This window comes from Nonomuraea antri, assembly GCF_013283785.1.
GTDB lineage: Bacteria > Actinomycetota > Actinomycetes > Streptosporangiales > Streptosporangiaceae > Nonomuraea > Nonomuraea antri.
The window spans coordinates 1-24,096 of sequence record NZ_JABCPZ010000029.1 but is presented as its reverse complement, the minus strand read 5'-3'; the positions used below and the strand labels follow the sequence as shown (position 1 = coordinate 24,096).

Here is a 24,096-nt window from a genome sequence, read left to right as displayed (position 1 = left end):
GGATAACCCCGGGGCCATTCCCTAAGGACGGTCATGACCGGCTCGGGGTGATCGGGCGACCGGGCCGATATCGGGAACACCGGCGTTCTCGCTGGTCAGGCATCCGGGTGGACCCCAGGGGCGGCCCTCGGGTCAGTCCCTAGTGAGGGATACGGCCGACTCGGGTCAGGCGAAGGGTGGACGCATCCCGGACCAAGGATCAGGATGAATTGGTCCAGGGGGTGAGTCCATGACAGCCCGCGCCCTACGTAACGGACCCGAGCGCTCCCGCGACGAACAGTTCGTAGGTCGCTGCCGGGAACTGGCGGTGCTGCACGCCCAACTGGCCCGCGTGTGCGAGGGCCGCTCCAGCCTGGTGGTGGTGGAAGGCCCGGCGGGCATCGGCAAGACCGCGCTCGTCGGCGAGTTCCTGGCCGCCGTCGAGAACGCGGTCGTACTCGACGTGAGCGGCGAGGAGAGCGAGAGCGAGCTGGCCTACGGCGTGCTCGGCCAGCTCGGCGGCCAGGTGCAGCCGGTGCCGGAGGCGCTGGCCGGGCTGCCCGGGATCGGCGAGCCCGGCCGGCCCGACCCGCTGGTGGTCGGCGCGGCGCTGCTCGACCTGCTCGGCCAGCTCCAGCGCTCCTGGCCGGTGGTCATGGCCGTGGACGGCGCCGGCTGGGCGGATCTGCCCTCGCTGCAGGCGCTGACGTTCGCGCTGCGCCGGCTGCGCGCCGACCGGGTGCTCGCCGTGGTCATCGCCAGGGACAGCGACCATCCCAGGCTCCCCGACGGGCTGCGCAGGCTGCTGCGCGGCAGCGCCGCGCTACGCCTGCCGCTGCTCGGGCTGAGCGGCCGCGACCTGCAGGCGCTCAGCGCCAGGCTCGGTCCCGTCCGGCTGAGCCCGCAGGCCGCGGACCGGCTCTGCGAGCACACCAGGGGCGTGCCGCTGCACGCCCGCGCCCTGCTCCAGCAGGTACGCGCGGAGACCCTGGCCGACGTGGACGCCCCGCTGCCGGCCCCCCGCTCGTACGCCACGCAGATCCTGGGCAGGCTCACCACCTGCGGCGGCGCCACCCAGCGGCTGGTCACCGCGGCCGCCGTGCTCGGCACCTCGGCCCCGCTGCACCTGGTGGCCCGCATGGCCGAGCTGGACGAGCCGCTGCCCGCACTGGAGCAGGCCACCGCGCTCGGCCTGCTCGCCGAGTGGCGCACCGGCGCCGGGGTCTCGCTCGGCTTCCCGAACCCGCTGGTCAGGGCCGCCATCTACCACGACCTGGGCCCGGCCACCCGCCGCCGGCTGCACCTGCTGGCCGCCGAGCTGGAGGACGACGTCGTGCACCGGCTGCGGCACCGCTTCTCCGCCGCCGACCAGGTGAACGCCGACCTGGTGCGCGAGGTCGCCAGGATCGGCCGCGAGCAGGCCGCCGCCGGGCTGTGGCCGAGCGCCTGCGGCTGCCTGACCAGGGCGGTGCAACTGACCCCCGAGGGGCCAGAGCGCGACAGGCTCATCGCCGAGGCCGTCGAGTCGCTGCTGGCCGCCGGTCGGCCGGCCGACGCGGGCGCGCTGGCCGCCCAGGTCGCGCCGACCGCGGACCCGGCCGTGCGCGACTTCACGCTCGGCTCGGTCGCGCTGGTCAGCGGACGCCTGGACGAAGCGGGCAGGCAGCTCGACAACGCCTGGGCGCACGCCGCGCACGACCGCCGCCTGGCCACCGGCATCGCCGCCAGGCAGGCCATGGCGGCCCTGGCCCGGGGCCGCGGCGCCGACGCGGTCACCTGGGCCCGCCGCGCCGCGGACGGCGAACTGGTGCGCTTCTCCCACCTGATCGGGCTGGGCCTGTGCGGCCAGGTCGAGGACGGGCTGAGCCGCGCCGGCGACCTGCCCGCCCCCTCGCAGGGCCGGCCGGGCGAGGTCGACGCGCTGCTCGGGCGCGGCATGCTCCGGCTGTGGGCCGACGACCTGCCGGGCGCGCACGACGACCTGCTCGGCGTGCTGACGGTGAGCGCCGGCCGGTCCGCACCGTTCCAGCTCCTGGTCTCGATCGCGCTGGCCCAGGCCGAGTACCGGCTCGGCCGATGGGACGAGTCGGTCATGCACGCCGAGATCGGCGCGTCCACCGCCGACGACTTCGGCCAGGAGTGGCTGGCCGGGTACGCGCACGGCGTGGCCGCGCTGGTGCCGGCCGCCAGGGGCGAGTGGGAACGCGCGCTCGCCCACGTCCGGGCCGCGCGGGCCGCCTGCCACTCCGACAACGCCATCGCCCACCTGAGCACGGCCGGCGCCGAGGGCCTGCTGGCCACCGCCAGAGGCGACTACGAGGGCGCCATCGCCGCGCTCGCCCCGCTGGTCAAGACGAACCTCCCGGACGAGCCCGCCGTGACGCTGTGGCCCGCGCTGCTGGCCGACGCCCTGGTCAGCGCCGGACGCCTGGACGAGGCGGAGGCGGTGCTCGTGCCGTGCGAGCTGCTGGCCCTGGACCGGGACCGGCGCAGCGCGCTGGCCGCCGCCGCCCGCGCCAGGGCCGCACTGCACGCGGCCAGGCACGAGCCGGCCGAGGCCGAGACCGGCTACCAGGTGGCGCTCGAACACGCCGCCAAGATCGACATGCCCTTCGAGGAGGCACGGATCAGACTCGCCTACGGCACGTTCCTGCGCCGCAGGGGCCGCCGGGCCGCCGCCGCTGAGCAGCTCGAAGCCGCCCAGGTCACGCTGTCCAGGCTGGGCGCGCTGCCGTACCTGGAGCAGTGCGACCTGGAGCTGGCCGCCAGCGGCCGGGCCACGCTGCGCCCGCAGGACACCGCCAGGCTGGGGCTGACGCCGCAGGAGCACACGGTGGCGGTGCTGATCAGCCGCGGGCTGACCAACCGGCAGGCGGCACGCAAGCTGGTGCTGAGCGTGAAGACCGTCGAATACCACCTGAGCCACATCTACACCAAGCTCGGCATCACCTCGCGCACCGCCCTGATCGGCCGCCTGAGCGACCTGGAGCCGTGACGCGGTCAGCAGGCGTCCTGGAGCCGTGGGAAGGCGCGGGTCAGCAGGCGTCCTGGTAGCCGCTCTCCGGGATCAGCCTGGCCCATTCGAGCTGGCTCAGCGGGCCGCCCGCGCGGGCGCACACCTCGCGCACCGTCAGCGCCGGATCGACCGGCGTCTCGCGCACGCTGCCGTCGCGGGCCAGCCCGAGCAGCCGCTTGCCGTCGTGGCTGAAGGCCAGCCCGCTGGTCCGCGAGCCGGCGGGCACCCGGCCGACCTCGCGCAACGTCTCGGTGTCCCACAGCGCGGTGCGCTCGCCGTCGACCGCGAGCAGCTTGCCGTCGGGGGAGAAGCGCAGCTCCTCGACCGGGCCCGAGTCCGTCTCGATCGTGGCCTGCCGCTCGCGCGCCCGCACGTCCCAGAGCAGCACCTGGCCGTCGGCCAGCCCGTACGCCAGCGTGCCGCCGTCCGGCGAGAACGCCAGCGCCGACGGCGATCCGCCGGCCAGCGGCTCGATCCCGCCACTGGCCAGGTCGAGCAGGTTCGACCCGGCCGCCAGCCTGGCGCCGTCGGGGCTGAAGGCCATGGCCAGATCGCCGGCCCCGTCGTAGGCCTTGATGCGCCGGCCCTGGCGCACGTTCCAGGTCTCCAGCTTCTTGCCCCTGGCGGTGGCCAGGGTGGCGCCGTCGGGGGAGAGCGCCACCGCGGGGACGTCACCGCCCGCCTCGATCACCGCCAGCCGCCTGGGCCCGGCCACCTCCCACACCGTCACCGGGTCGCCTGACACGGCCAGCAGCCTGCCCTCGGCGTCGAAGGCCAGGTTGCCCGCGGCCGCGATCGTGCCCAGCTTCGTGTGCCCGGTCGCGTCGGTCAGCGTGATCTCGTCGTCCACCTCGCTGGCCGCGACCCGGCCGTTGCCCGACAGCGCGGCGGCCCCGGTCTCCTGCCGCGGCACGGACAGGTCGGCCACGTCCAGCGAGACGACCGAGCCCTGCCTGCCCAGGTAGCGCAGCGAGCGCCCGTCGGCGGAGAAGGCGTAGCCGTGCTCGGAGTCGCGCAGCGGGAAGCTGCCCGCCAGGTCCTGGCCGGAGTCGCGGCGCACGTCCCACACCCGGACGGAGTCCATGCCGGCCAGCGCGAGCAGGGCCCCGTCGGGGCTGAAGACCGGGGTCTCGCGGCTGGTGTCGTGGATGGTGCGGGTGCCGCCCGGGCTGATCAGCGTCACCCCGTCTCGCCCGGCCACCGCCAGCGTGTCGCCGTCGGGGCTGAAGGCCAGCGGCGGGGCGGTCGCGTCCTGGCCGGTCAGCGGCGGGAGCTTGACGATGCGGGTGCGCCGCCTGGACGGCAGCTCCCACAGCTCGACGCGGCCGTCGAGGCTGGAGATCGCCGCCGTCGCGCCGTCGGCCGACAGCGCGATCCTGCGGTCGGTGAGGTCGAACAGGGTCCGGCCGCCGACGTGGATCCTGGCCCGGTTGCCGTTGACGATCGCGTACGTGCCGGTGGTCAGCGGCCGTCCGGTGGCCACCTCGAACGGCTTGCCGTCGGGCCCCTCGGCGACCCTGCCGTCGTCGCTCAGCGCGGTGATGTCGACCGGCAGCGTGTGCGTGGCCAGCCGCCGGCCGTCGGCCACATCCCAGACGGTGACCGTGCCCGCCGCCCACTTGATCAGGTTGTCGCCGTGCAGCCGGTAGCGGGCCGGGCGGCCGGCCCCGGGGGCGTCGGCGGCCTCGGGGTCCTTGAACACGCCCAGCTCCGGCTGCACGAGCGAGGCCTGCAGCGCCACGCGTGCCTCGAACACCGGCGACAGCCGCCAGGCGGCCACGCTCAGCCGCATCGCCGTCCGCGGGTCGGACGTGCGCATCGCCTCCGCCCTGGCCGCCACGGCCCGCGCGTTGGCCTCGACGAGCTGGGCCCGCAGCTCGTGCTGCCCGTTCACGGCCAGGACGGCGGTCGAGACCGCCACGGCCAGCACCGTGGCCACGGCCGTCAGCAGCGGGCCGCGCATCCTGCGGCGCTGCGCGGACAGCGTGACGCTCTCCTGCAGGAAGTCGCGTTCGAGCTGGTTCAGCCGCAGGTGGCGGCGCTTGGTCGCGGCCCAGCCGAGCGCGGTGTCGAGGCGTCGGCCACGGAAGAGGTGGTTCCTGCCGCGCCGGTGCTCCGACCAGTTCCTGGCCGCGTCGCGGACCTGCCGGTGGACGGGCAGGCCGGCGCGCTCGTCGGCCACCCAGCCGCGCAGCCTGGGCCAGGCCCGGTAGAGCGCGGCGCTGGCCGGGGCCACCCGGTCGTCGGCCACCGCCACGAGCTTGCCGATCTCGGTCTCCGCCGGCGGGACGCGCACGCTGCGGCGCACCAGGAGCCCGGCCGCCAGCAGCGGGGCCAGCACGCCGCCCTCGTCGTGCGGGAAGTCGCCGTCCATGAGCCGCAGCAGCAGGCCGGGCACCTCCTCCTGCTGGCGGGGGGTGAGCGCGGCGTAGACCGCCTCGGCCACCTCGCCCAGCGAACGCGGCCCGGACATCCCTTCGGGCGGCCGCAGCCCGGCTGCGGCCTCGACGATCAGCTCGGCCGCCAGCCCGGCCGCATCGGGCCGGTCGGCCGGGTTCTTGGCCAGCGCGCGGGCGACCGGCTCGCGTAAGGAGTCGGGCAGTTCCGACAGGTCGGGATCGGCGGTCAGCAACCGGTGCATGACCGCGCCCGGGCTCGCGCCGTGGAACGGGTCGCGTCCGGTGGCCGCGAAGACCAGCACCGCGCCCCAGGCGAACACGTCCGCGGCCGGCCCGGGCGGCGCGCCGGTCAGCACCTCGGGCGCCTGGTAGGTGCGTACGCCGCCGGACGGCACGCGCACGCAGCCGGCGCCGGGGCCGTCCGCGCGCGTGCCGTCGGTGCGGAAGTCGATGAGTTTCGGCCCGTCGCGGGCCAGCAGGACGTGCTCCGGCTTGAGATCGCGATGCGCCAGCCCGGCCTCGTGCAGCGCGCGCAGCGCCGCCGCCAGCGCCGCGGCCAGCGCGAGCAGGTCCGCGCCCGCGTACGGCCCCCGCCCGGCCACCGCCTGCCGCAGGTCGGGCCCGTCGACGAACTCGCTCACCACGTACGGCACCGCGCCGTCGAGCCCGAAGCCGACGACCTCGGCCAGATGGGGTGACGTCACCTCCGCCGCCGGCGTGCTCCCCGACGCGCCGCGCGGCACCCGGACGGCGAACCTGCGGCCCTCGTCGTCGCAGGCGTCGTAGACCACGCCCCGGCCGCCCGCGCCGAGCCGACCCGCCAGCCAGTAGCCGCCGAGCCTCTCGGGATCACCGGGCACCAAGCGCATCGTCACCACTGCTTAGATGCGCTGGAGAGCGCATTGGTTGTCGTCCGATGCCGTCGCATCAGAACGTCACAGGCCCCCCGCGCGCCTCGGGGGACCCGTGCGTCATGATCATTATGCCAGCACTCCGGATCTTGAAGCCCATTCCGGGCGCAGCACCGACATGGTGATGGAGTCGTAGCGCTCGCCGCCCCAGAGCAGATCGTCGCGCAGCACGCCCTCCGCCACGAAGCCGATCTTCTCGTAGACGTGCCGCGCCCGGTCGTTGAACGCGTACACGCTCAGGCTGATGCGATGCAGCGGCGTGGTGGCGAAGGCGTGGTCGAGCACCAGGGTGATCGCCTCCGTGCCGTAGCCCCTGCCGAACGCGCGCGGGCCGATCAGCGCGATGCGCAGGTTGCAGGCCAGGTTGTCGGGGTCGAGTTCGTTGAGCACCACCTCACCCACGTAGTCGCCGTCGGCCATGATGGCCAGGTCGAGCCGGTCGGCGTGCTCGGCCCTGGTCGCGCACCACCGCAGGGTGGTCTCGCGGTCGAACTCGCCGTGCGAGCCCGTCAGCCGGCGCACCTCCGGGTCGCGGGTCAGCTCGTACAGCCCGGCGGCGTGCTCGGGGCCGACCGGGCACAGCGTCACGCGCTCGCCCTTGAGTGTGGGTTTCTCGTCGAACATCCCTCGTGGCTATCAGTCCCGCTCGTCCGGGGGCAATCGGATTTCCCGCAGCACCGCGTCGCGCACCCGTTCCGGTGACATGACGCCGACGTCGCACTTCAGGTCGGCCACCTCGACGAAGTACGCCTCGCGCCTGGCCCGCATCGCGGTGGGGGAGAAGCCCGGCCGGTGCGAGCCGGACTTCATGCGCTCGGCCAGGATCGCGTCGGCGGCGTCGAGCCAGACCACGTGCGCCTCGCGCCGCAGCGCCGCGCGCACCCGCACGTCCTCCAGGGTGCTGGCGGCGGCCGCGATCACCTTCGGCTCGCCGCCGAGCTCGTGCAGCACGTGCTCGGCCTCGTAGTGGTGCAGGGCGTCGGCGCCCTCGCGGGCGACGATCTCGGCGGCCGTCCCGCCGTGCGTGGCACGCAGGTAGGAGTCGCTGTCGGTGAACGGCAGCCCGAGGGCTTCGGCGATGAGCCGGCCCGCGGTCGACTTGCCCGACCCCATGAGCCCGATCATCACGACTGGTTTGTTTTTCGACATGTGGATAGAGGTTCCCGTGTCAAGGAGGTAAATCAGATGACCATCGCCGGAAGCATCATCCTCATCATGCTCGGTGCGATCCTCACCTGGGCCGTCGAGTTCGACCTCGCCGGTCTGGACATCAACGTCGTCGGCGTCATCCTCATGCTCGGCGGCGTGGTCGGGCTGTTGTTCGGCCTGTACAGGATCAGTGTCACCCGCCGGGCCGTCGGCCCGATCGACGAGCCGGTGCACCGCCACGAGGTCTACGAGGAGCCCGAGCCTCGCCGGACCACCGTGTACGAGGAGCGCCGCCACTACAACGAACCGCCGATCTAGGAGGTGAAGCGACATGCCAGCCGTGCAGGAGCTGCCGTCGACCATCAAGCGTTCGCCCAAGAAGGCGCAGGACACGTGGATCAAGGCGCACGATTCGGCCGTGGAGGAGTACGGCGAGGGTCGCCGCGCCCACATGACCGCGTTCGCGGCGTTGAAGCACGCCTTCGAGAAGGTCGGCGACCACTGGGAGCCGAAGGCGAAGAAGGGGCCGTCCGACAAGGGCGCCACCGATCGTTCCGGACGGACGGCCGAAGGCGTCGACGCCAACGCCAGCAAGGACCATCTGCAGGGCGTGGCGTCGAAGCTGGGCGTGCGCGGCCGGTCCAGGATGACCAAGGCACAGCTCGTGGACGCCATCAAGATGGCCAACAGGAAGGCCACGGCCAAGTCCCGCTGACCCGCCCCACGACCTCGGCCGGGTCCCGGGGCCGGCCCCCGCGCCTCGGACCCGGCCCGGTCTCACCCCCGATCCCTCTCACAGCAGCCGCTTGACCGCCTCGGCGATCGCCCTCCTGTCGATGTGCGCGTCGGCCAGTTGTTCCGCGGGCGTCGCCGACGCCGGCAGCCCGCGCACCGCCAGCTTCACCACCCTCGGCCCGAGCTCGCTCACCGCGTCGAGCACCGCGTCGCCCAGGCCGCCCTCCAGCCGGTGATCCTCCACCGTGATCAGGTTGCCGGTGGTGGTGGCCGCCTCGACCAGCGCGGCCGTGTCGACCGGCTTCACCGAGTACAGGTCGATCACCCCCACCGGGATGCCGTTCTCGGCCAGCTCGTCGGCCGCGGCCAGCGCCTCGTGCACGGTGACGCCCGCGGCGATCACCGTCGCCCGGTCGTCCGGCGAGTGCCGCAGCACCCGCGAGCCGCCCACCGGGAACCGCTCGCCCGGCTGGTAGATCACCGGCGTGCCGCCCCTGGTGGTGCGCAGGTACGACACCCCGGCCAGATCCGCCATCTCCACCACCAGCGCCGCCGCCTGGTTGGCGTCGCACGGGTACAGCACCGTGCTGCCGTAGACCGCCCGCATCATGGCCAGGTCCTCCAGCCCCATCTGGGACGGGCCGTCCTCGCCGATCGCCACGCCCGCGTGCGAGCCGACCAGCCGGATGGCCGCCTGGCTCACCCCGGCCATCCTGATGAAGTCGTGTGCCCTGGTCAGGAACGCCGCGAAGGTCGCCGCGTACGGTTTCCACCCGCGCACCTGCAGGCCCACCGCGGCGGCGACGAGCTGCTGCTCGGCGATGTACATCTCGAAGAACCGCTCGGGGAACGCCTCGGCGAACTCCTCCGTCTTGGTCGAGTCGGCCACCTCGCCGTCGAGCGCCACCACGTCGCCCCTGGCCGCGCCGAGCGCCGCCAGCGCCGCGCCGTACGCGGCCCGCGTGGCGACCTGGTCGCCGAGCTGATACTCGGGGACCGTGGCCGGCCGGGTGTCGAAGCGGAACGGCTCGCCGCCGTCGGCCGGGGCCCGCACCTCGACGCGCACGTCGCGCGGCCCGCCCAGCTCGCCGATGGCCTGCTCGGGGTCCTTGAGCGCCTTGCCGTGCGCGCCCTCGCGGTTCTCCACCTCCAGGACGCCCTCGCCCTTGCGCGTCTTGGCCAGGATCACGGTCGGACGGCGGCGGGTGTTGCCGGCGTCGCCCAGCGCGTAGTCGATCTGCCCGGGGTCGTGGCCGTCGATCTCGATCGTGTGCCAGCCGAACGCGCCGAACCTGCGCGCGTACGCCCCGGTGTCCCAGCCGTGCCGGGTGGGGCCGCGCTGGCCGAGCCGGTTCACGTCCACGATCACGGTCAGGTTGGCCAGCCCCTCCGTCCCGGCGTGTTCCGCGGCCTCCCAGATCGACCCTTCGGCCAGCTCACTGTCGCCGCACAACACCCACACCCGGTACGGCATCCGCTCCAGCCGCCCGGCCATCGCGACCCCGACGCCGACGGGCAACCCCTGCCCCAGCGACCCGGTCGCCACGTCCACCCACGGCAGGCGCGGCGTCGGATGGCCCTCCATCCGGCTGCCGCGCCTCCTGAACGACAACAGCTCCGCGTCGTCGATCGCGCCCGCGGCCTTGTAGAGGGCGTACAGCAGGGGGGACGCGTGACCCTTGGAGAAGATCAGGTGGTCGTTGGCGGGGTTGGCGGGATCGCCGAAGTCGTAGGTGAGGTGGCAGGCGAACAGCACGGCCATCAGGTCCGCCGCGGACATCGACGACGTGGGGTGTCCCGACCCCGCCGCCGCGGCGGCCCGCACCGAGTCGACGCGCAGTTGCGCGGCCAGATCGGAGAGGAACTGAAGATCGCGTTCAGGCATCATGACCTCCTCGTGACTTCCCGCCGCCTACCCCTCCGTGCCCGCTTAACGCGGTCGCATCACCAGGTCGTCCCTTTTATCCACAAGCGTGCGGAGGGTCAGAGCTCCCCGCGCCAGGCGCCGGCCTTCTCGCGGCCGTAGGACACCCGCCGGTACCACTCGTTGCCCAGCAACCGGGCGCGGGCCCGCTCGGGCAGCGAGGTCAGCAACGTCATCGACGCGCCCCGCCCGACCTCGGACTCGTGCGCGTGCATGGCCGCCCACTTGAGTTCGGCGTACGCAGACACGTCGAGGTGCGCGTCGATCTGGTCGTCGGGGACGCCGGGCAGCGTCTGCCCGGGGTCGGGCGGCGTGCCGAACACCGACTCCCACTGCGCCGCGACGACCGAGCGCGGCATCGTGACCAGGTAGGCCGCGCGGGGCCGCCAGGGCGCGCCGGAACCGGGGTAGAGCTGGTCGTACCCGGCCGCCTCGACCGCGGCCAGCGTGATCCGGTGGACGAGCACGTGGTCGGGGTGCCCGTAGCCGCCGTAACCGTCGTAGGTGAGCACGACGTCGGGGCGGACGTCCCTGATATGCTCGACCACCCGTCCGACCGCCTCGTCGAACGGCACGTCCTGCAGGCGCGGCCGGCCGGGGGCCGAGTCGGGGTTGCGGCCGTCGGCGTAGCCGAGCAGCCGCGGCTCGCCCGCGCCGAGGAGGTCCAGCGCGCGTTCCAACTCGCCGGCGCGGTGCGTGCCCTCGGCCCAGGTGCAGGTCACGACCGCCGTCCTGGCGCCCTGGTCGGCGTACTTGGCCAGGGTGCCGCCGGTCCAGATGGCCTCGTCGTCGGGATGGGCGTGCACGCACAGCAGGCTGAGATCCACCGCGATCCTCCAGGATGATCAGGGGCGGCCCATGCTAGCGACGCCGGCCGGCCCTGAGCGCGGGGATCCGCGCGGGTCCTGGGTGCGGGGTCCTGCGTGCGGTCAGTGGCGCAGGGCCTTGATGGCGGCGCCGGTGGCGGCGGCCCCGGCCAGCGCCATGGCCACGGCCTTGCGGTGCTGGGAGAGCCACACCTGGGGGCTGCGGGAGTGCGAGCGGTCGTCGAAGCTGCCGTGCGCCCCGTAGTCGGCGTTCTCGTCGGCCGGCTCCCAGAGGTTCGACACGCCGGTGGGCGGTTTGTCCGGGGTCTGCTGCGAGTCGACGCCGGTCCTGGCCAGGTAGCGGTCCACCAGGGCGGGGGCGATGCGCTGCGCCAGCAGGGTGGCGGCGGTGGTCGCGCCGACCCAGTACTCCTTGCGCTCGGGGTGCTCAGCCGCGTACACGATGGCGCGCGCGGCCACCTCCGGCTGGTAGATCGGCGGCACCGGCTGCGGATGGCGGCGCAGCTTGGACAGGACCCAGTCGAACTGGGGCGTGTTCACCGCGGGCAACTGGACCAGCGTGAGGTGGATGTCGCGCTTGTCCGCCAGCAGTTCGGTGCGAATCGACTCGGTGAAACCTTTGATGGCGTGTTTCGCCCCGCAATACGCGGACTGCAGGGGGATGCCGCGCTGCGAGAGCGCGGAACCGGTCTGCACAATGGTGCCGGTGTTTCTCGGCGCCATGACGTCGAGCGCCGCCTTGGTGCCCCAGACATATCCCAGGTACGTCACATCAGTCGTACGTTTGTATTCCTCTGGCGAAATATCGATGAATTTCGCGAAAACCGAGGAAAAAGCGGTGTTGATCCAGACGGAGATCGGCCCCATTTCGGCCTCGATCCTGGCCGCGGCCTCCCGTACCTGGTCGTAGTCGGCCACGTCCGCCTCGTAGATCTGGGCGCTGCCGCCCTCCGTGCCGACGTCCACGGCGGCGGCGCCCAGCCCGGTCGTGCCGCGCGCGATCAGCGCCACCCGCGCGCCGCGTGCGCCCAGCTCACGGACGACCGCCCGCCCGACCCCGCCGCTCGCGCCCGTGACCACGACGACACGTCCTCGTACCGCCGCCATCAGCCTGCCTCTCCCGTCCGGTGGTTCTTCTGCCTGCGCAGCGCCAGAGCGATGTCGATCACGGTGATGACGGCCAGGACGACCGCGATGCCGGTCATCACCGGCGCCTGGGCGATGATCCCGAGCACCGCGAACGCGAACAGGAACATCAGGATGAACGACCCCACCCGGACGTGGACCACGTCGCGCGGCGTCGCCGGCACCATCGGGTGTCCCCGCGGAGATCGTTCTTCGTGCCATTCTTCTTTGTCAGCCATACGCCCCACCTGCCCGTCCCGTTTGTCGCCTAACGTCACGGGTAGTCCGGCCTCGTGCCCGAGCTACATCCCAGTGACCAGAGTGAGCCGGGAATCGTGCGGCGCCGGCGCGGCCGGGGGTTCAGCTATCACGGGCCTGACGGGGCGGTGATCGGAGACGGCCCCACCCTGGCGCGCATCAAGGCCCTGGCCATCCCCCCGGCCTGGACGGACGTGTGGATCTGCGCCTCACCGTACGGGCACCTGCAGGCGGTGGGCACCGACGCGGCGGGCCGCCGGCAGTACCGCTACCACGACCTGTGGCGCGAGCAGCAGGACCGGGTCAAGTTCGACCGGGTGCTCGAGGTGGCCGAACGCCTGCCCGCCTTCAGGAAGGCCGTGGACGACCAGCTCAAGGGCCGCGGCCTGACCAGGGAACGGGTGCTCGCCGCGGCCGCGCGGCTGCTCGACATCGGCTTCTTCCGCATCGGCGGCGAGAGCTACGACACCTACGGCCTGGCCACGCTCAGGATGGAGCACGTGAGCTGCGGCAACGGCATCGTCACCTGCTCCTACCAGGCCAAGGGCGACATCCCGCGCGAGGTGGAGGTGGCCGACCCCGGGGCGTGCGCGGTGCTCAGGTCGCTGAAGTCCCTCGGCGTGGACGGCGAACTCCTGCGTTACCGCCGCCCGGAAGGCGGCTGGGGCGACGTCAGGAGCGAGGACATCAACGACTACCTGCGCGAGATCATCGGCTACGAGGTCACCGCCAAGGACTTCCGCACCTGGCACGCGACCGTGCTGACCGCCGTCGGCCTGGCGGTCTCGCTCGACCCCGGCACGGCCGGGCGCACCAGGACCGCCAAGAAGCGCGCCGTCACCCGGGTGATGCGGGAGGTGGCCGAATACCTGGGCAACACGCCCACCGTGGCCAGGGCCTCGTACGTGGACCCGCGCGTGGTCGAGGCGTACGACCAGGACAAGAGCATCGCCGGGGCGCTGACCGAGCTGGGCGCGGACGCCGATTTCGGGCAGCTGGCCACGCACGGGACCGTGGAGCGGGCGGTCATCGACCTCATTCGTGCCGTTTGAGCTGTTCGTGCCCGGGCATGCGGCGTCAGAAGAAGGGAGGCGAATGATGGAAGCTCCGCAGTACGTCGCGGCCCGGGTCCAGCAGGCCATGGCCGAGGACGGGCGCACGCACGAGCTGGGCATCCGCGTCGACGTACGCGGGGACCAGGTCTTCCTGCGTGGTGAGGTGAGCGGGGCCGAGCAGCGCGAAAGGCTCGGCGAAGTGGCGCGCGAAGCCGCGCCAGAGCTCCACGTCCACAACGAGATCAAGATCGTGCAGGTCAGCGAGCCGGGGGAGGACGAGCACCTTGACTGATCTACGCATCGCGGCCGTGGGCGACATCCACCTCGGCGAGGACGTCAGAGGCCAGTACCGGCGCAGGCTCGCCGGCATCGAGGACCGGGCCGACGTGTTCATGCTGGCCGGCGACCTCACCAGGCACGGCACCCTGGAGGAGGGCCGGGTGGTGGCCGACGAGGTGCGCGGCCTGCCGATCCCGGTGGTGGCCGTGCTCGGAAACCACGACTACCACTCCGACCTGCAGTACGAGATCGCCGGCGAGCTGCGTGACGCGGGCGTCATCGTCCTCGACGACGACGGCGCGGTCATCCAGTGCGGCGACAAGAAGCTCGGCGTGGTCGGCGGCAAGGGCTTCGGCGGCGGGTTCGCGGGCAAGAGCGCGAGCGAGTTCGGCGAACGTGAGATCAAGAACTTCATCTCGCACACCCGCTACATCGCCGAGGCGTGGAAGGTGGCGCTGAAGGAGATCGTGGCCGACCACCGCGTGGTGTTGTCGCACTACTCGCCGGTCAAGGAGACGCTGGAGGGCGAGCCGCCGGAGATCTACCCGTTCCTCGGCAGCTACCTGCTGGCCGAGGCGGTCGACACCGCGGGCGCCGACCTGATCCTGCACGGTCACGCGCACAAGGGCAGCGAGAAGGGCATGACGCCGGGCGGCATCAGGGTGCGCAACGTGGCGCTGCCGGTGCTGGGCAAGGCGTACGGCGTGTACTGCCTGGAGGAGAACGGCGAGCACGGCTTCTGAGCCCACCGACCGCACGGCTTCTGGGCCGGCCGATCAGAGGATGCGCGCGGCGAGTATGCACACGTCGTCGTCGGTCTCGCCGCCGAGCTGCTTGAGCACGCAGTCGATCATCTTCTCCGGGTTGTCGCTGACGCACTTGCGCGCGGCCTGCACCAGGGCCGCCATCCCGGCGTCGAGCTCCTGGCCGCGCCGCTCGACCACCCCGTCGGTGTAGAGGATCAGCGTGTCCCCCGGTTCGAGCTGCGTCTCCTGCAGCTCGTACTCGGTGGTGTCGAAGGCGCCGAGCAGGGTGCCGGTGGCGCCTTCGAGCAGGTGGGCCTCGCCCTGACGGACGAGTATCGGCACCGGGTGCCCGGCGTTGGTCCAGCAGTAGCGGCGTTCCTGCGGCTCGTAGTGGCCGATGACGGCGGTTCCGGTCACCGTGACGCCCTCGTTGGAGTGCACGATGAGATCGTTCAGCCAGACGGCGAGCTGGTCGGCAGGGGCGTGCGTGTAGGCCAGGCCGGCCAGTCCCGAGCGCATCTGCATCATGATGCTCGCCGCGGTCAGGCCGTGCCCCATGGCGTCGCCGATGGCCAGTAGCACCCGCCCGTCGGGGATGAGCCTGGCCTTGAACCAGTCGCCGCCGAGCTTGGACAGCTCGCCGCCCGGCTGGTAGCGCACCCCGATCTCCAGTCCGGGCATGTGGATGAGCCCGCGCCTGATCGGCAGGATCGTGTTCTGCAGCTGCACGGTGACCTGGTGCTCCTGCTCGGCCCGCTGCCGCTCGGACGACGCCTGCTCGTGCGCCACGGCCAGCGCCCGCTCCCTGCGCCGGTTCCTGGTCATGTCCTGCACCAGGCATCTGACCTTGACGGGCACGCCGTCGGTGTCGAGTATCGGCTCGCTGTAGACGCTCAGGTGATGCAGCCCGGTCCGCTGCTGCACGCGGAACTCCACCTGGGTGGCCTCGCGGAAGTCCAGCAGGGAGCGCAGCTGCTCGTCCACGATGGCCAGGTCCTCGGAGACCACGATGTTGGGCAGCTCCTCCAGCGGCATCGGACCGTCCGCGGGGTCGCGGCCGAACATCTCATACATCTGGGACGTCCACAGCGCCCGCTCGCTGGTCAGGTTCCACTCGCCCCAGCCCAGCTCGGCCAGGCGCTGGGCGCGTTCCCAACCGGAGACGAGCATCTCCTCGTCGTCCAGCATGCGCCAGCTCACCAGCAGCCCGTCGGCCACCCTGGCGGCGCGCACGGCGAGCGTGGCCGGCCACAGCCGCTGGTCCTTGGCCTCGACGAACTCCACCTGGGGCCGGTACATGGGCTCGCCCGTCTCGTACACGTGCAGGTAGTCGTCGAGCAGGCCGGCGGCGGCCACGCCGGGATTGGCGGTCAGCAGCCGCTGGCCCGCCATCTCCGCGCCGGTGCGTCCGGTCGGGGTCCTGGCGTGGTCGTTGCCGGCGACGACGAAGAAGTCCACCACGCGGCCCGCGGCGTCGGTGACCGGGGTGAGGTAGAGGGCGGAGGCGTGCACCGCCGCGAGCACGCTCGCGACCCAGTCGGGGGCCTCGCGGCGCTCCGCGCCGTCCTGCGGGAGCGGGGCGTCGACGCCCCTGGCGACCTCGACGAGATCGAGGCCGCTGTGCTGCGCCATCCGGTTGAGCTGCTCGGCCGCCTCGCTCGGACGGAGGTCGAGCCTGGTGGCCAGCTTGGCGATGGCCTCGTCCACGATGGCCTCGTTACGCATGTGCCGCTGCAGCCGCGCCAGCCTGGTGCGGATCCTGGCCGCCGCGGTGCTCGCCTCGTAACGGCCACCGTACAGAGGGTAATCGCTCACCTTCTCCTCATGCCCGGAGGAGCGCCCATGAGGTGGATTATGAGCGATATTTCAGTAAAGCTCCGCTGGGCCGGTCTCGGAGAATCGGCCCAGCGGAGGAGACGGACAGCGGGCAGCGCTTCTGCTAGACATCACTTCATCTAGACATTGAAGATGCTGACCCCACCGGGCCCCACGAGGAGGCCGATAACGATGAGCACGATTCCCCAGAGGAGATCGCGCCGGGCCAGGATCACGTAGATCCCGGAGATGACGAGAATTACCGCGATGATCCAGAGCAATGTAGCCATGAGCTGGCAACTGCCCTCATTGCTCGCTATTTAACGTGTTTCCGAAATATGCGGAGAGGGCCGGTCAGGACGCCGACCTCATCAGTTTGCAGTACGCCAGCTGCAACCAGTCCGACGCGGCCACCGCCGTCATCGTGGCCCCCGCCAGCCGGGTCAGCCTGGGTGCGAACACCAGCCCGATGGCGTACCCGGTGGCCGTCCACTGGGCCAGGCAGAACGGGCAGGCCAGCAGCTCGCCCATGGTCCCGCGCGGCTCCTCGTCGATCTCGGAGGGGCCGCTGTGCCCCTCGAACCTGGTGAACGGCGCCCTGATCGGGCTCGTCACCGGATCCTTGGCCAGCCGCCGCGACAGCTTGTGCGTGCACCCGGCCATGAGCAGCAGGTCCATCGGCCCGACCCGGATCGGCGGCCGCCGCCCGGTGAGCGCCGCGACGGCGATCGCCGCGGCGACGGTGGCGCCGTAGACGGTGAGAATGCGCGCGTAGCCCCGCAGTGGCAGGTCGTGCTCGCCGTTGTACGCCCGTCCCGCCTTTTCCAGCATCTCCGTCATGGGCCTGGCGCTACCCTCAGGCACGCTTCTAACGCCTACTTGGCCACCGCGCGGGTAGCCCGATCACATGAGCAGCCACGGTCACGCGGTCACCGACGCCATCCTCGACACGCTCAAGCGCGCCAGCTCTGGGCTGAAGGATGCCGGGGTGAAGTTCGCGCTGGCCGGCGGGTGCGCCGCCTACGCCCGCGGCGCGGCCCCCTCGCTGCACGACGTGGACTTCGTCCTCACCGAGCACGACGTGCCCGCCGCGCTGGAGGCGCTGCGCGGCCTCGGCTTCCAGACCGCCAAGCCGCCCGAGGACTGGCTGGTCAAGGCGTACGACGAGGGCCGGCTGGTGGACCTGATCTTCCGCGTGTCCGACTTCCCGATCACCGACGACCTGCTCGACCGGGCCGAGCCGCTGAAGGCGTCCGCGGTGATCGTGCCCGTGCTGGAGGCCACCGACCTGGTCATCTCGTGGCTGCTGCCGCTGTCGGAGCACGCCTGCGACTACGGGGCGATCCTGGCCCAGGTGCGGGCGATGCGCGAGCAGGTCGACTGGTCGCGGGTGGCGGCCGTGGTGGCCGGGTCGCCGTACGCGACGACGTTCATCACGCTGCTGGAACGGCTCGGCGTGCTGGACGGCCCGGTGCAGCCGGCCGGCGACGTCAAGTGGCCGTGAGTCCCGGCGCACGGAACCTCGCCGCAGGGAAAGGGCCGCGCCCTCGGGGGGCGCGGCCCTTCCTGCGGCAGATCCCGCGGAGTTACCCGGGGAAGCGGCCGTAGTAGTCGCCCAGCCGCGTCCGGTACTCGGGTTCCTTGTACCTGCCCTCGTCGAACTCGGGCGCGTCCTTGATCTCGGCCTTGGTGCGCGAGACGTAGACGTTGCGCTCCTGAGGGTCGATGCTCGTCACGACCTGCGCCGGGAGCAGGACCTTCTTGCCGAAGATCCAAGGACCGGTGTCGACGATGATGTAGCTCTCGCCGACCTCGTACGTCGCCTCGTCGACGGACCCGATCTTCCCGTCGGTCGCCTGCACGTGGAAGCCCACGAGGTCCAGGCTCTTGCCGCGGTCATAGACGTCAGGACGATAGTTCCAGAGCTCCATCGGGCTCTCTTCCTCTCTTCTTCCGTCTTCTCGGGCCTGCTTCCGCTACCCGGCCAGGTGACGGTAAACCCCGGGCAAAAGCCGCATCCCGAGTGGCGGACATCGGCCCCCGGGTCCGGATACGATCCGCGCACAGCCTCGAAAGGGGGGCCGCGTTGACCATCGGATACCAACCCGAATGGGCGCCGCCCGGTGTCGACCCCGAGACACCGAGCGTGGCCCGCGTGCACGACGCCCTGCTCGGCGGCACCGAGAACTTCGCCGCCGACCGTTCCGCGGCCAGGCGGCTGAAGACCGCGGTGCCCGAGGTGGTCGACCTGGTCTGGTGCAACCGGGCCTTCATCGGCCGCGTCGTCGACTACCTGGTGCGCGAGGCGGGCATCCGTCAGATCGTGGACCTCGGCGCCGGGCTGCCGACCATCGAGAACACCCACGAGGTCGCCCAGTTCGCCGACCCCGCCGTCCGGGTGGTCTACGTGGACATCGACCCGATGGTGGAACCGCACGCCAAGGCCCTGCTGCACGGCAACGGCCGGGCCGACGCCATCACCGCCGACGCCCGCGACATCGACGCCGTGCTCGGCCATCCCGCGCTGGTCAGGCTCATCGACTTCTCCCAGCCCACCGCGTTGCTGGCGATCGGGCTGCTGCACCTGCTCCCCGACAGGGACGACCCGCACGGCCTGATCAGGCAGTACATGGACGTGTTCGCGCCGGGCAGCCACCTGGCCGCCTCCAACCTGTTCGCCTCGCCGAACCCGCAGGCCAAGGCGCTGGAGACGATGCTGCAGGTGACGATGGGCACCGGCTACTTCCGCGACCGGGCCGCGATCGCGCGTTACTTCGACGGCCTCGACCTGGTCGAGCCAGGGGTGGTGCACTTCCCCGAGTGGCATCCCGACGAGCGCCTGCCCGGGCCGCTGGCGACCTGGGAGGAACTGCTCCTCGGCGGCGTCGCACGCAAGCCGGGGCGGCTCGGCTAGGGTGTGCTCGTGCCGCGCTTCCTGATCTGCTCCCCGCCGCCCGCCCACTAGCGGGCGGCATCTCACGAGTTCTCCGGGTCCACGTCGATCCGGGGGTGGCCGCCGCCCGCGTACGGGCCGGACTTCCACCACCTCCACCCGGAGAGAAACTCATGACCCACGTCTCCGCCCGGCGGGGCGCGATCTACGTGTCCGTGGCCGCGACCGCCTGGGGCACCGGCGGCGCCGCAGGCTCACTGCTGTTCCAGACGGGCGATCTCGGTCCCGTCGGCGTCTCGCTCTGGCGCTACCTGCTCGGCGCCGCCTTCCTCCTGCTCCTCACCTGGGGGCGACGTCCCATCACCCCCTGGCGGCTCAGCCCGCGCCTGCTGGCCACCGGCGTCGGCATGGCCGTCTACCAGACCGCGTACTTCGCCGCCATCGCGCACTCGGGCGTGGCGGTGGCGACCGTGGTCACCATGGGGGCCACGCCCGTCTTCACCGCCCTGGGCAGCCGCTTCCTGCTGCGCGAGCCGCTGGGCAGGGTGGTCGGCGCCGCTCTGGCCGCGGCCCTGGCCGGGCTGCTCCTGCTGACCGGGGAGTCCGCGCTGCAGGCCCGCTCGGCCGCCATGGCGGGCATCGGGTACGCGCTGCTGTCGGCCGCCGGGTACGCCGCCGTGACCCTGTACTCCAGGCGGCACAGCGACGACCCGCGCGGCACGGCCATCGGCGGGTTCGTCGTCGGCGCGGTGTGCCTGGCGCCGTTCGCCCTGGCCGACGGCGTGCTGCCGCAGATCAACCTGGAGTCCGTCGCGCTGCTGCTCTACCTGGGCGCGGTTCCGACGGCCCTGGCCTACGGCCTGTTCTTCAGCGCGCTCACCGCGCTGCGCGCCACCACCGTGTCCATCATCTCCCTCGGTGAGGCCGTGGGCGCGGCCCTGCTCGGGGTGCTGCTGTTCGGCGAGCGTCTGACGCCGGCGGCCTGGGCCGGGTGCGGGCTGCTGCTCGCCGCCGTGGTGGTGCTGTCCGTACGGGCCGACACCGCCTGAGCGCGGAGGCGGGGAGCGGGGGACGATTCAGCCCGGCACATGAGTTAAGGTCCGGTACGGCGACGCTTGCCGTATCGTCGCTCCGCTCCCTGACCTGCCCGCCCGGCAAAAGGGCCGGGCTTGAAGGGAACGGCGCCGACGAAGCGTGCGTTGGAGGGACTGTGGCCTCAATTTCGGGAATTCTCAGGAACCTTCTGGATCGCCCGGGCGGTGTGAACCTGAGCCCGTACCAGAAGATCGTCAAGGCGGCGAACGAACGTGCCGCCCGGGTGGGCGAGCTGGAGGAGCTGCCCGAGCCCGCGATGGACGATCTGGCCGAGTTCTGCGCCGTCGCCCGCGAGGCCGCGGACCGCACGCTCGGGCTGCGGCCGTACGACGTCCAGCTCCTGGGCACGCTGGCGCTGCTCGACGGGAAGGTCGCCGAGATGGCCACCGGCGAGGGCAAGACCCTGTCGGGCGCGATGGCCGCCGCCGGGTACGCGTTGCAGGGCAAGCGCGTGCACGTGATGTCCGTCAACGACTACCTGGCCAGGCGAGACGCCGAGTGGATGGGCCCGTTCTACGAGTCGCTGGGCGTCAGCGTCGGCTGGATCGGCCAGAACTCCACCCCTGAGGAGCGGCGCGAGGCGTACGCGAAGGACGTCACGTACGGGCCGGTCAGCGAGATCGGCTTCGACGTGCTGCGCGACAGGATGCGCACCGACGCCGGCGAGATCATCGTGCCCGCGCCCGAGGTGGCGCTGGTGGACGAGGCCGACTCCGTGCTCGTCGACGAGGCCAGGGTGCCGCTGGTGATGGCCGGCGCCGCCGACGCGGGCAACGCGGTGCCGGAGATGGCCGCGCTGGTCAGGCAGCTCGTCCTCGGCTACCACTACGAGATCGACGAGCAGGCGCGCAACGTCTACCTCACCCAGAAGGGGGCCGACAGCGTCGAGAACCTGCTCGGCGTCGAGCTCTACGACGAGAACGAGCCGGGCACGCTCATCGAGCTCAACCTGGCCCTGCACGCGCACTCGCTGCTCGCCCGCGACGTCGACTACATCGTGCGCGACGGCAAGGTGCAGCTCATCAACCCCTCGCGGGGCCGGGTGGCGCTGCTGCAGCGCTGGCCCGACGGGCTGCAGGCGGCCGTGGAGGCCAAGGAGGCGCTGCCGCCGAGCGAGAAGGGCGAGATCCTCGACTCGATCACCGTCCAGGGTCTGATCCGCCGTTACCCCCACATCTCCGGTATGACCGGCACGGCGGTGGCCGTCAGCGAGCAGCTCGGCGAGTTCTACGGGCTCAAGGTCGCGGTGATCCCGCCGAACCGCCCGTGCGTCAGGGACGACGAGCCGGACCGGATCTACCCGACCGTCCCCGACAAGGACGCCGCGCTGGTCGAGGAGATCCAGGAGGTCCACGCCACCGGACGCCCGATCCTCATCGGCACCCTCGACGTGGCCGAGTCGGAGAACCTGGCCAAGCTGCTGCAGCGGCGCGGCATGGAACCGGTCGTGCTGAACGCCAAGAACGACGCCGAGGAAGCCGCGATCATCGCCAGGGCCGGCGAGCGCGACGCGATCACCGTCTCCACCCAGATGGCCGGCCGCGGCACCGACATCCGCCTCGGCGACGGCGTCGCCGAGCTGGGCGGCCTGTACGTCATCGGCTCGGGACGCCACGCCAGCAGCCGCCTGGACGACCAGCTCCGCGGCCGGGCCGGCCGCCAGGGCGACCCCGGCGGCTCGGTGTTCTTCGTCAGCATGCGCGACGACCTGATCACCCAGTTCGTCCCCGACGAGCGCCCGCCCGCCGCCGACCCCGACGGCCTGGTACGCCACCGCCGGGGCAGCTACCTGGTCGGCCACGCCCAGCGCGTCGCCGAAGGCGTCAACCTGGAGATCCACCGCAACACCTGGCGCTACACCCGGCTCCTGGAGCACCAGCGGGAGCTGATCCTGGAGTGGCGCGACAAGGTCCTGCACGGCGACTCCGCCGCCAAGGCGCTGGCCGAGGCCGACCCCGAACGCTGGGAGTCCATGCCCGAGGACACCCGCGACGAGAGCGCCCGCCAGATCGTCCTGCACGCCATCGACCGCTGCTGGACCGAGCACCTGGCCTTCCTCACCGACCTGCGCGAGGGCATCCACCTGCGGGCGCTGGGCCGGATGAGCCCGGTGGACGAGTTCCAGCGCGAGGCCGTGGCCGAGTACAAGACGCTGCTGGCCGAGGTGGAACGCCGGTCGCTGGAGAGCTTCGAGTCGCCCGAGCCCGATCTCAAGCGGCCCTCGGCCACCTGGACGTACCTGGTGCAGGACAACCCGTTCGGCACCGAATGGGACCGCATACTCAAGCGCGTCACGGCCGCCACACGTCGCGGCTAGTACCTGACAGAAGATGACAGGTACGGCTGCGACGCTGGAGGCATGACAACGAAAGCCAAGCTCCTCGCCTTCACCATCGACTGTGCCGAACCCAAGAGGCTGGCGGAGTTCTACCACCAGGTCACCGGGCTGGAGATCCAGTACTCGGAGGACGAATACGCCGCGGTCGGCGACGGCACGCTGAACATCTACTTCGGCCGCGTCGCCGACCGTAAGCCGGTCACCTGGCCCAGCCCGGACAAGCAGTTCCACCTGGACTTCCGGGTGCCGGACGTGGAGCAGGCGGCGGCGGAGTACGCGGCGCTGGGCGCCACCCGGCCGGACTTCCAGCCGGGGATCACGGACGAGGGGGTGCGCTGGATCGTCATGCAGGACCCGGAGGGCCACCTGTTCTGCCTCACCCCCGACCGGACCTGACCTCGCGGGCCGGGAACCTCACGAGCTAGCGACCTCGCGGCGGCGGTGTCCGCGAGCCGGGGGGTCGCGTGGCGGCGGTGTTCGGTGAAGCGGAGGCAAGCCCCGGGGCTGTGTTCACCAAACATCACGTCACATGTTCGTGCTGGTCAAGTAGGAAGTCAGGGCAATCATCGGCCTAAAGGATGATTCCAACGCTTTGCTTCCCTCATAAGCTGGAGTAATGCTCTTGGAAGTATCCCCGCCCCCGCGAGGAAGCGCCGCCACCGCCGCCGGCCGCCCCGTCTCACGCACTGAGGCCCGAGCCCCGCTTGGGCCGCAATGACCTGGGTCGGCGTGCTGATCGCCCTCGCCGGCGCGCTCGGATACGCACTCGGCGCGGCACTGCAGCAGTACGAGGCGGTGGCCGAAGGCGCCTCGCTCAAGCTGGTCAAACGCCCCCGGTGGTGGATCGGCGGCATCATCGGCTTCGCCGGCGCGTCGCTGCACGCCGTGGCGCTGAGCTTCGCGCCGCTGGTCGCCGTCCAGCCGATCAGCGTCGCGACGCTGGTGTTCGCCGTGCCGCTGGCCGCGTTCATGTACGGCCGCAAACCGTACAAGGCGGAGATCTTCGGCTCGATCGCGGTGGCGGTGGGGCTGCTCTGGCTCATGCTGCTGGTGCCCCAGCACCACGTGACGCCGCGGCTGAGCACCGGGGCGGCGCTCGGGTTCATCGCCGTCATCGCCGTCATCGTGCTCATCACCCAGGTGGCCGCATCCCGCCTCCACGGTCCCGGACGGGCGCTGCTGCTGTCGGTGGGCGCCGGCGTGGCCACGGCCAGCGTGTCCACGTTCGTCCGGGTGGTCGGCGGCGGCATGGAGGGTGACTGGGGCAGACTGCTGCACTGGTTCACGCTCGCCGTCCCCGTGCTGCTGATCTGCGCGGTGGTGCTGCTGCAGCGCTCGTACGCGGTGGGCTACTTCGGCATCGCCTACGCCGGCGTCCAGGTCGTCGACCCGATCACCTCGGTGCTCGCGGGCGCCATCCTGCTGGGCGAGCCGCTGCCGACCAGCCCGTCGACCGCGGTGCCCGCGCTGCTGGCGGCGGCGCTGACCATCGGCGGGACCATCACGCTCGGCCGCCTCGCCCCGGACCACTCCAGCCCCCGCGAACCGTCCC

General features: G+C 72.1%; 23 protein-coding genes. 12 read left to right on the top strand and 11 right to left on the bottom strand.

The annotated features are described in order from the left end of the window. The first annotated feature begins 229 nt into the window (after positions 1-229). Entirely contained in the window at positions 230-2,974 is a 2,745-nt protein-coding gene (locus tag HII36_RS12470; RefSeq protein WP_173523291.1) for a helix-turn-helix transcriptional regulator, read from the top strand. A 40-nt stretch (positions 2,975-3,014) separates the two neighbouring features. Here the strand turns inward: HII36_RS12470 and HII36_RS12465 are convergent, their stop codons facing one another. The 3 genes from HII36_RS12465 to HII36_RS12455 all read right to left on the bottom strand — a co-directional run bounded on the left by HII36_RS12465 (position 3,015) and on the right by HII36_RS12455 (position 7,454). Then, a complete protein-coding gene (locus HII36_RS12465; protein WP_236003429.1) occupies positions 3,015-6,263 on the bottom strand; it encodes a serine/threonine-protein kinase in 3,249 nt (1,082 codons plus the stop codon). A 111-nt stretch (positions 6,264-6,374) separates the two neighbouring features. After that, positions 6,375-6,929: a GNAT family N-acetyltransferase gene (locus HII36_RS12460; protein ID WP_173523289.1), complete on the bottom strand. Its 555-nt coding sequence runs from the start codon at positions 6,927-6,929 to the stop codon at positions 6,375-6,377. Between the two features lie 12 nt (positions 6,930-6,941). Next, the gene (locus HII36_RS12455) at positions 6,942-7,454 is read right to left on the bottom strand and encodes a shikimate kinase (protein WP_217369441.1); all 513 of its coding nucleotides are present in this window, start codon (positions 7,452-7,454) and stop codon (positions 6,942-6,944) included. A 36-nt stretch (positions 7,455-7,490) separates the two neighbouring features. Here HII36_RS12455 and HII36_RS12450 point away from each other — a divergent pair, with 36 nt between their 5' ends. Together HII36_RS12450 and HII36_RS12445 are read left to right on the top strand one after the other, a co-directional pair. Next, positions 7,491-7,772, top strand: coding sequence for a hypothetical protein (locus HII36_RS12450; RefSeq protein ID WP_173523288.1), 282 nt, complete (start codon positions 7,491-7,493; stop codon positions 7,770-7,772). 13 nt (positions 7,773-7,785) lie between these two features. After that, positions 7,786-8,169, top strand: coding sequence for a ChaB family protein (locus tag HII36_RS12445; RefSeq protein WP_173523287.1), 384 nt, complete (start codon positions 7,786-7,788; stop codon positions 8,167-8,169). Positions 8,170-8,247: 78 nt separating this feature from the next. Here the strand turns inward: HII36_RS12445 and HII36_RS12440 are convergent, their stop codons facing one another. From HII36_RS12440 to HII36_RS12425, 4 genes are all read right to left on the bottom strand, one after another. Then, on the bottom strand, positions 8,248-10,077 hold the full coding sequence (locus HII36_RS12440; RefSeq protein WP_236003423.1) for a transketolase: 1,830 nt from the start codon (positions 10,075-10,077) through the stop codon (positions 8,248-8,250). A 95-nt stretch (positions 10,078-10,172) separates the two neighbouring features. Further along, on the bottom strand, positions 10,173-10,940 hold the full coding sequence (locus HII36_RS12435) for a PIG-L family deacetylase (protein WP_173523286.1): 768 nt from the start codon (positions 10,938-10,940) through the stop codon (positions 10,173-10,175). A gap of 102 nt (positions 10,941-11,042) precedes the next feature. After that, positions 11,043-12,047 (bottom strand): SDR family oxidoreductase, encoded by a 1,005-nt coding sequence (locus tag HII36_RS12430; RefSeq protein WP_173523285.1) that lies wholly within the window; start codon positions 12,045-12,047, stop codon positions 11,043-11,045. Then, entirely contained in the window at positions 12,047-12,304 is a 258-nt protein-coding gene (locus HII36_RS12425; protein WP_173523284.1) for a hypothetical protein, read from the bottom strand. Before HII36_RS12425 ends, HII36_RS12430 begins: the two co-directional genes overlap by 1 nt. A gap of 96 nt (positions 12,305-12,400) precedes the next feature. On the opposite strand from HII36_RS12425, the gene HII36_RS12420 reads away from it, so the two are divergent. From HII36_RS12420 to HII36_RS12410, 3 genes are read left to right on the top strand one after another with little or no spacing between them, the layout of a single operon-like run. Further along, on the top strand, positions 12,401-13,375 hold the full coding sequence (locus HII36_RS12420) for a DNA topoisomerase IB (RefSeq protein WP_328807685.1): 975 nt from the start codon (positions 12,401-12,403) through the stop codon (positions 13,373-13,375). 43 nt (positions 13,376-13,418) lie between these two features. Further along, a complete protein-coding gene (locus tag HII36_RS12415; RefSeq protein WP_236003422.1) occupies positions 13,419-13,670 on the top strand; it encodes a BON domain-containing protein in 252 nt (83 codons plus the stop codon). Further along, the gene (locus tag HII36_RS12410; RefSeq protein WP_173523282.1) at positions 13,663-14,400 is read left to right on the top strand and encodes a metallophosphoesterase family protein; all 738 of its coding nucleotides are present in this window, start codon (positions 13,663-13,665) and stop codon (positions 14,398-14,400) included. Before HII36_RS12415 ends, HII36_RS12410 begins: the two co-directional genes overlap by 8 nt. A 33-nt stretch (positions 14,401-14,433) precedes the next feature. Here HII36_RS12410 and HII36_RS12405 read toward each other — a convergent pair whose 3' ends face one another. From HII36_RS12405 to HII36_RS12395, 3 genes are all read right to left on the bottom strand, one after another. After that, complete coding sequence (locus HII36_RS12405; RefSeq protein ID WP_173523281.1) at positions 14,434-16,218, bottom strand: PP2C family protein-serine/threonine phosphatase; 1,785 nt, start codon at positions 16,216-16,218, stop codon at positions 14,434-14,436. A gap of 140 nt (positions 16,219-16,358) precedes the next feature. Further along, positions 16,359-16,508, bottom strand: coding sequence for a GPGG-motif small membrane protein (locus tag HII36_RS12400; protein WP_173523280.1), 150 nt, complete (start codon positions 16,506-16,508; stop codon positions 16,359-16,361). 64 nt (positions 16,509-16,572) lie between these two features. Further along, positions 16,573-17,058 carry a DUF1360 domain-containing protein gene (locus HII36_RS12395; protein WP_173523279.1) on the bottom strand — a complete coding sequence of 162 codons (486 nt, stop codon included), beginning with the start codon at positions 17,056-17,058 and terminating at the stop codon, positions 16,573-16,575. A 67-nt stretch (positions 17,059-17,125) separates the two neighbouring features. Here HII36_RS12395 and HII36_RS12390 point away from each other — a divergent pair, with 67 nt between their 5' ends. After that, complete coding sequence (locus tag HII36_RS12390; protein ID WP_173523278.1) at positions 17,126-17,722, top strand: nucleotidyltransferase; 597 nt, start codon at positions 17,126-17,128, stop codon at positions 17,720-17,722. An 82-nt stretch (positions 17,723-17,804) separates the two neighbouring features. On the opposite strand, the gene HII36_RS12385 is transcribed toward HII36_RS12390, so the two are convergent. Further along, entirely contained in the window at positions 17,805-18,149 is a 345-nt protein-coding gene (locus tag HII36_RS12385; RefSeq protein WP_173523277.1) for a PRC-barrel domain-containing protein, read from the bottom strand. Positions 18,150-18,304: 155 nt separating this feature from the next. Here HII36_RS12385 and HII36_RS12380 point away from each other — a divergent pair, with 155 nt between their 5' ends. The 5 genes from HII36_RS12380 to HII36_RS12360 form a co-directional block, all read left to right on the top strand. Further along, positions 18,305-19,132, top strand: coding sequence for an SAM-dependent methyltransferase (locus HII36_RS12380; protein WP_217369440.1), 828 nt, complete (start codon positions 18,305-18,307; stop codon positions 19,130-19,132). 152 nt (positions 19,133-19,284) lie between these two features. Then, positions 19,285-20,160 (top strand): DMT family transporter, encoded by an 876-nt coding sequence (locus HII36_RS57820; protein WP_173523276.1) that lies wholly within the window; start codon positions 19,285-19,287, stop codon positions 20,158-20,160. 170 nt (positions 20,161-20,330) lie between these two features. Next, positions 20,331-22,523 (top strand): accessory Sec system translocase SecA2, encoded by a 2,193-nt coding sequence (secA2, locus tag HII36_RS12370; RefSeq protein WP_328807692.1) that lies wholly within the window; start codon positions 20,331-20,333, stop codon positions 22,521-22,523. A 42-nt stretch (positions 22,524-22,565) separates the two neighbouring features. After that, positions 22,566-22,940 carry a VOC family protein gene (locus tag HII36_RS12365; RefSeq protein WP_173523274.1) on the top strand — a complete coding sequence of 125 codons (375 nt, stop codon included), beginning with the start codon at positions 22,566-22,568 and terminating at the stop codon, positions 22,938-22,940. Positions 22,941-23,258: 318 nt separating this feature from the next. Then, positions 23,259-24,096 (top strand): DMT family transporter (locus HII36_RS12360; RefSeq protein WP_173523273.1); only part of this gene is annotated, 838 nt, incomplete at its 3' end.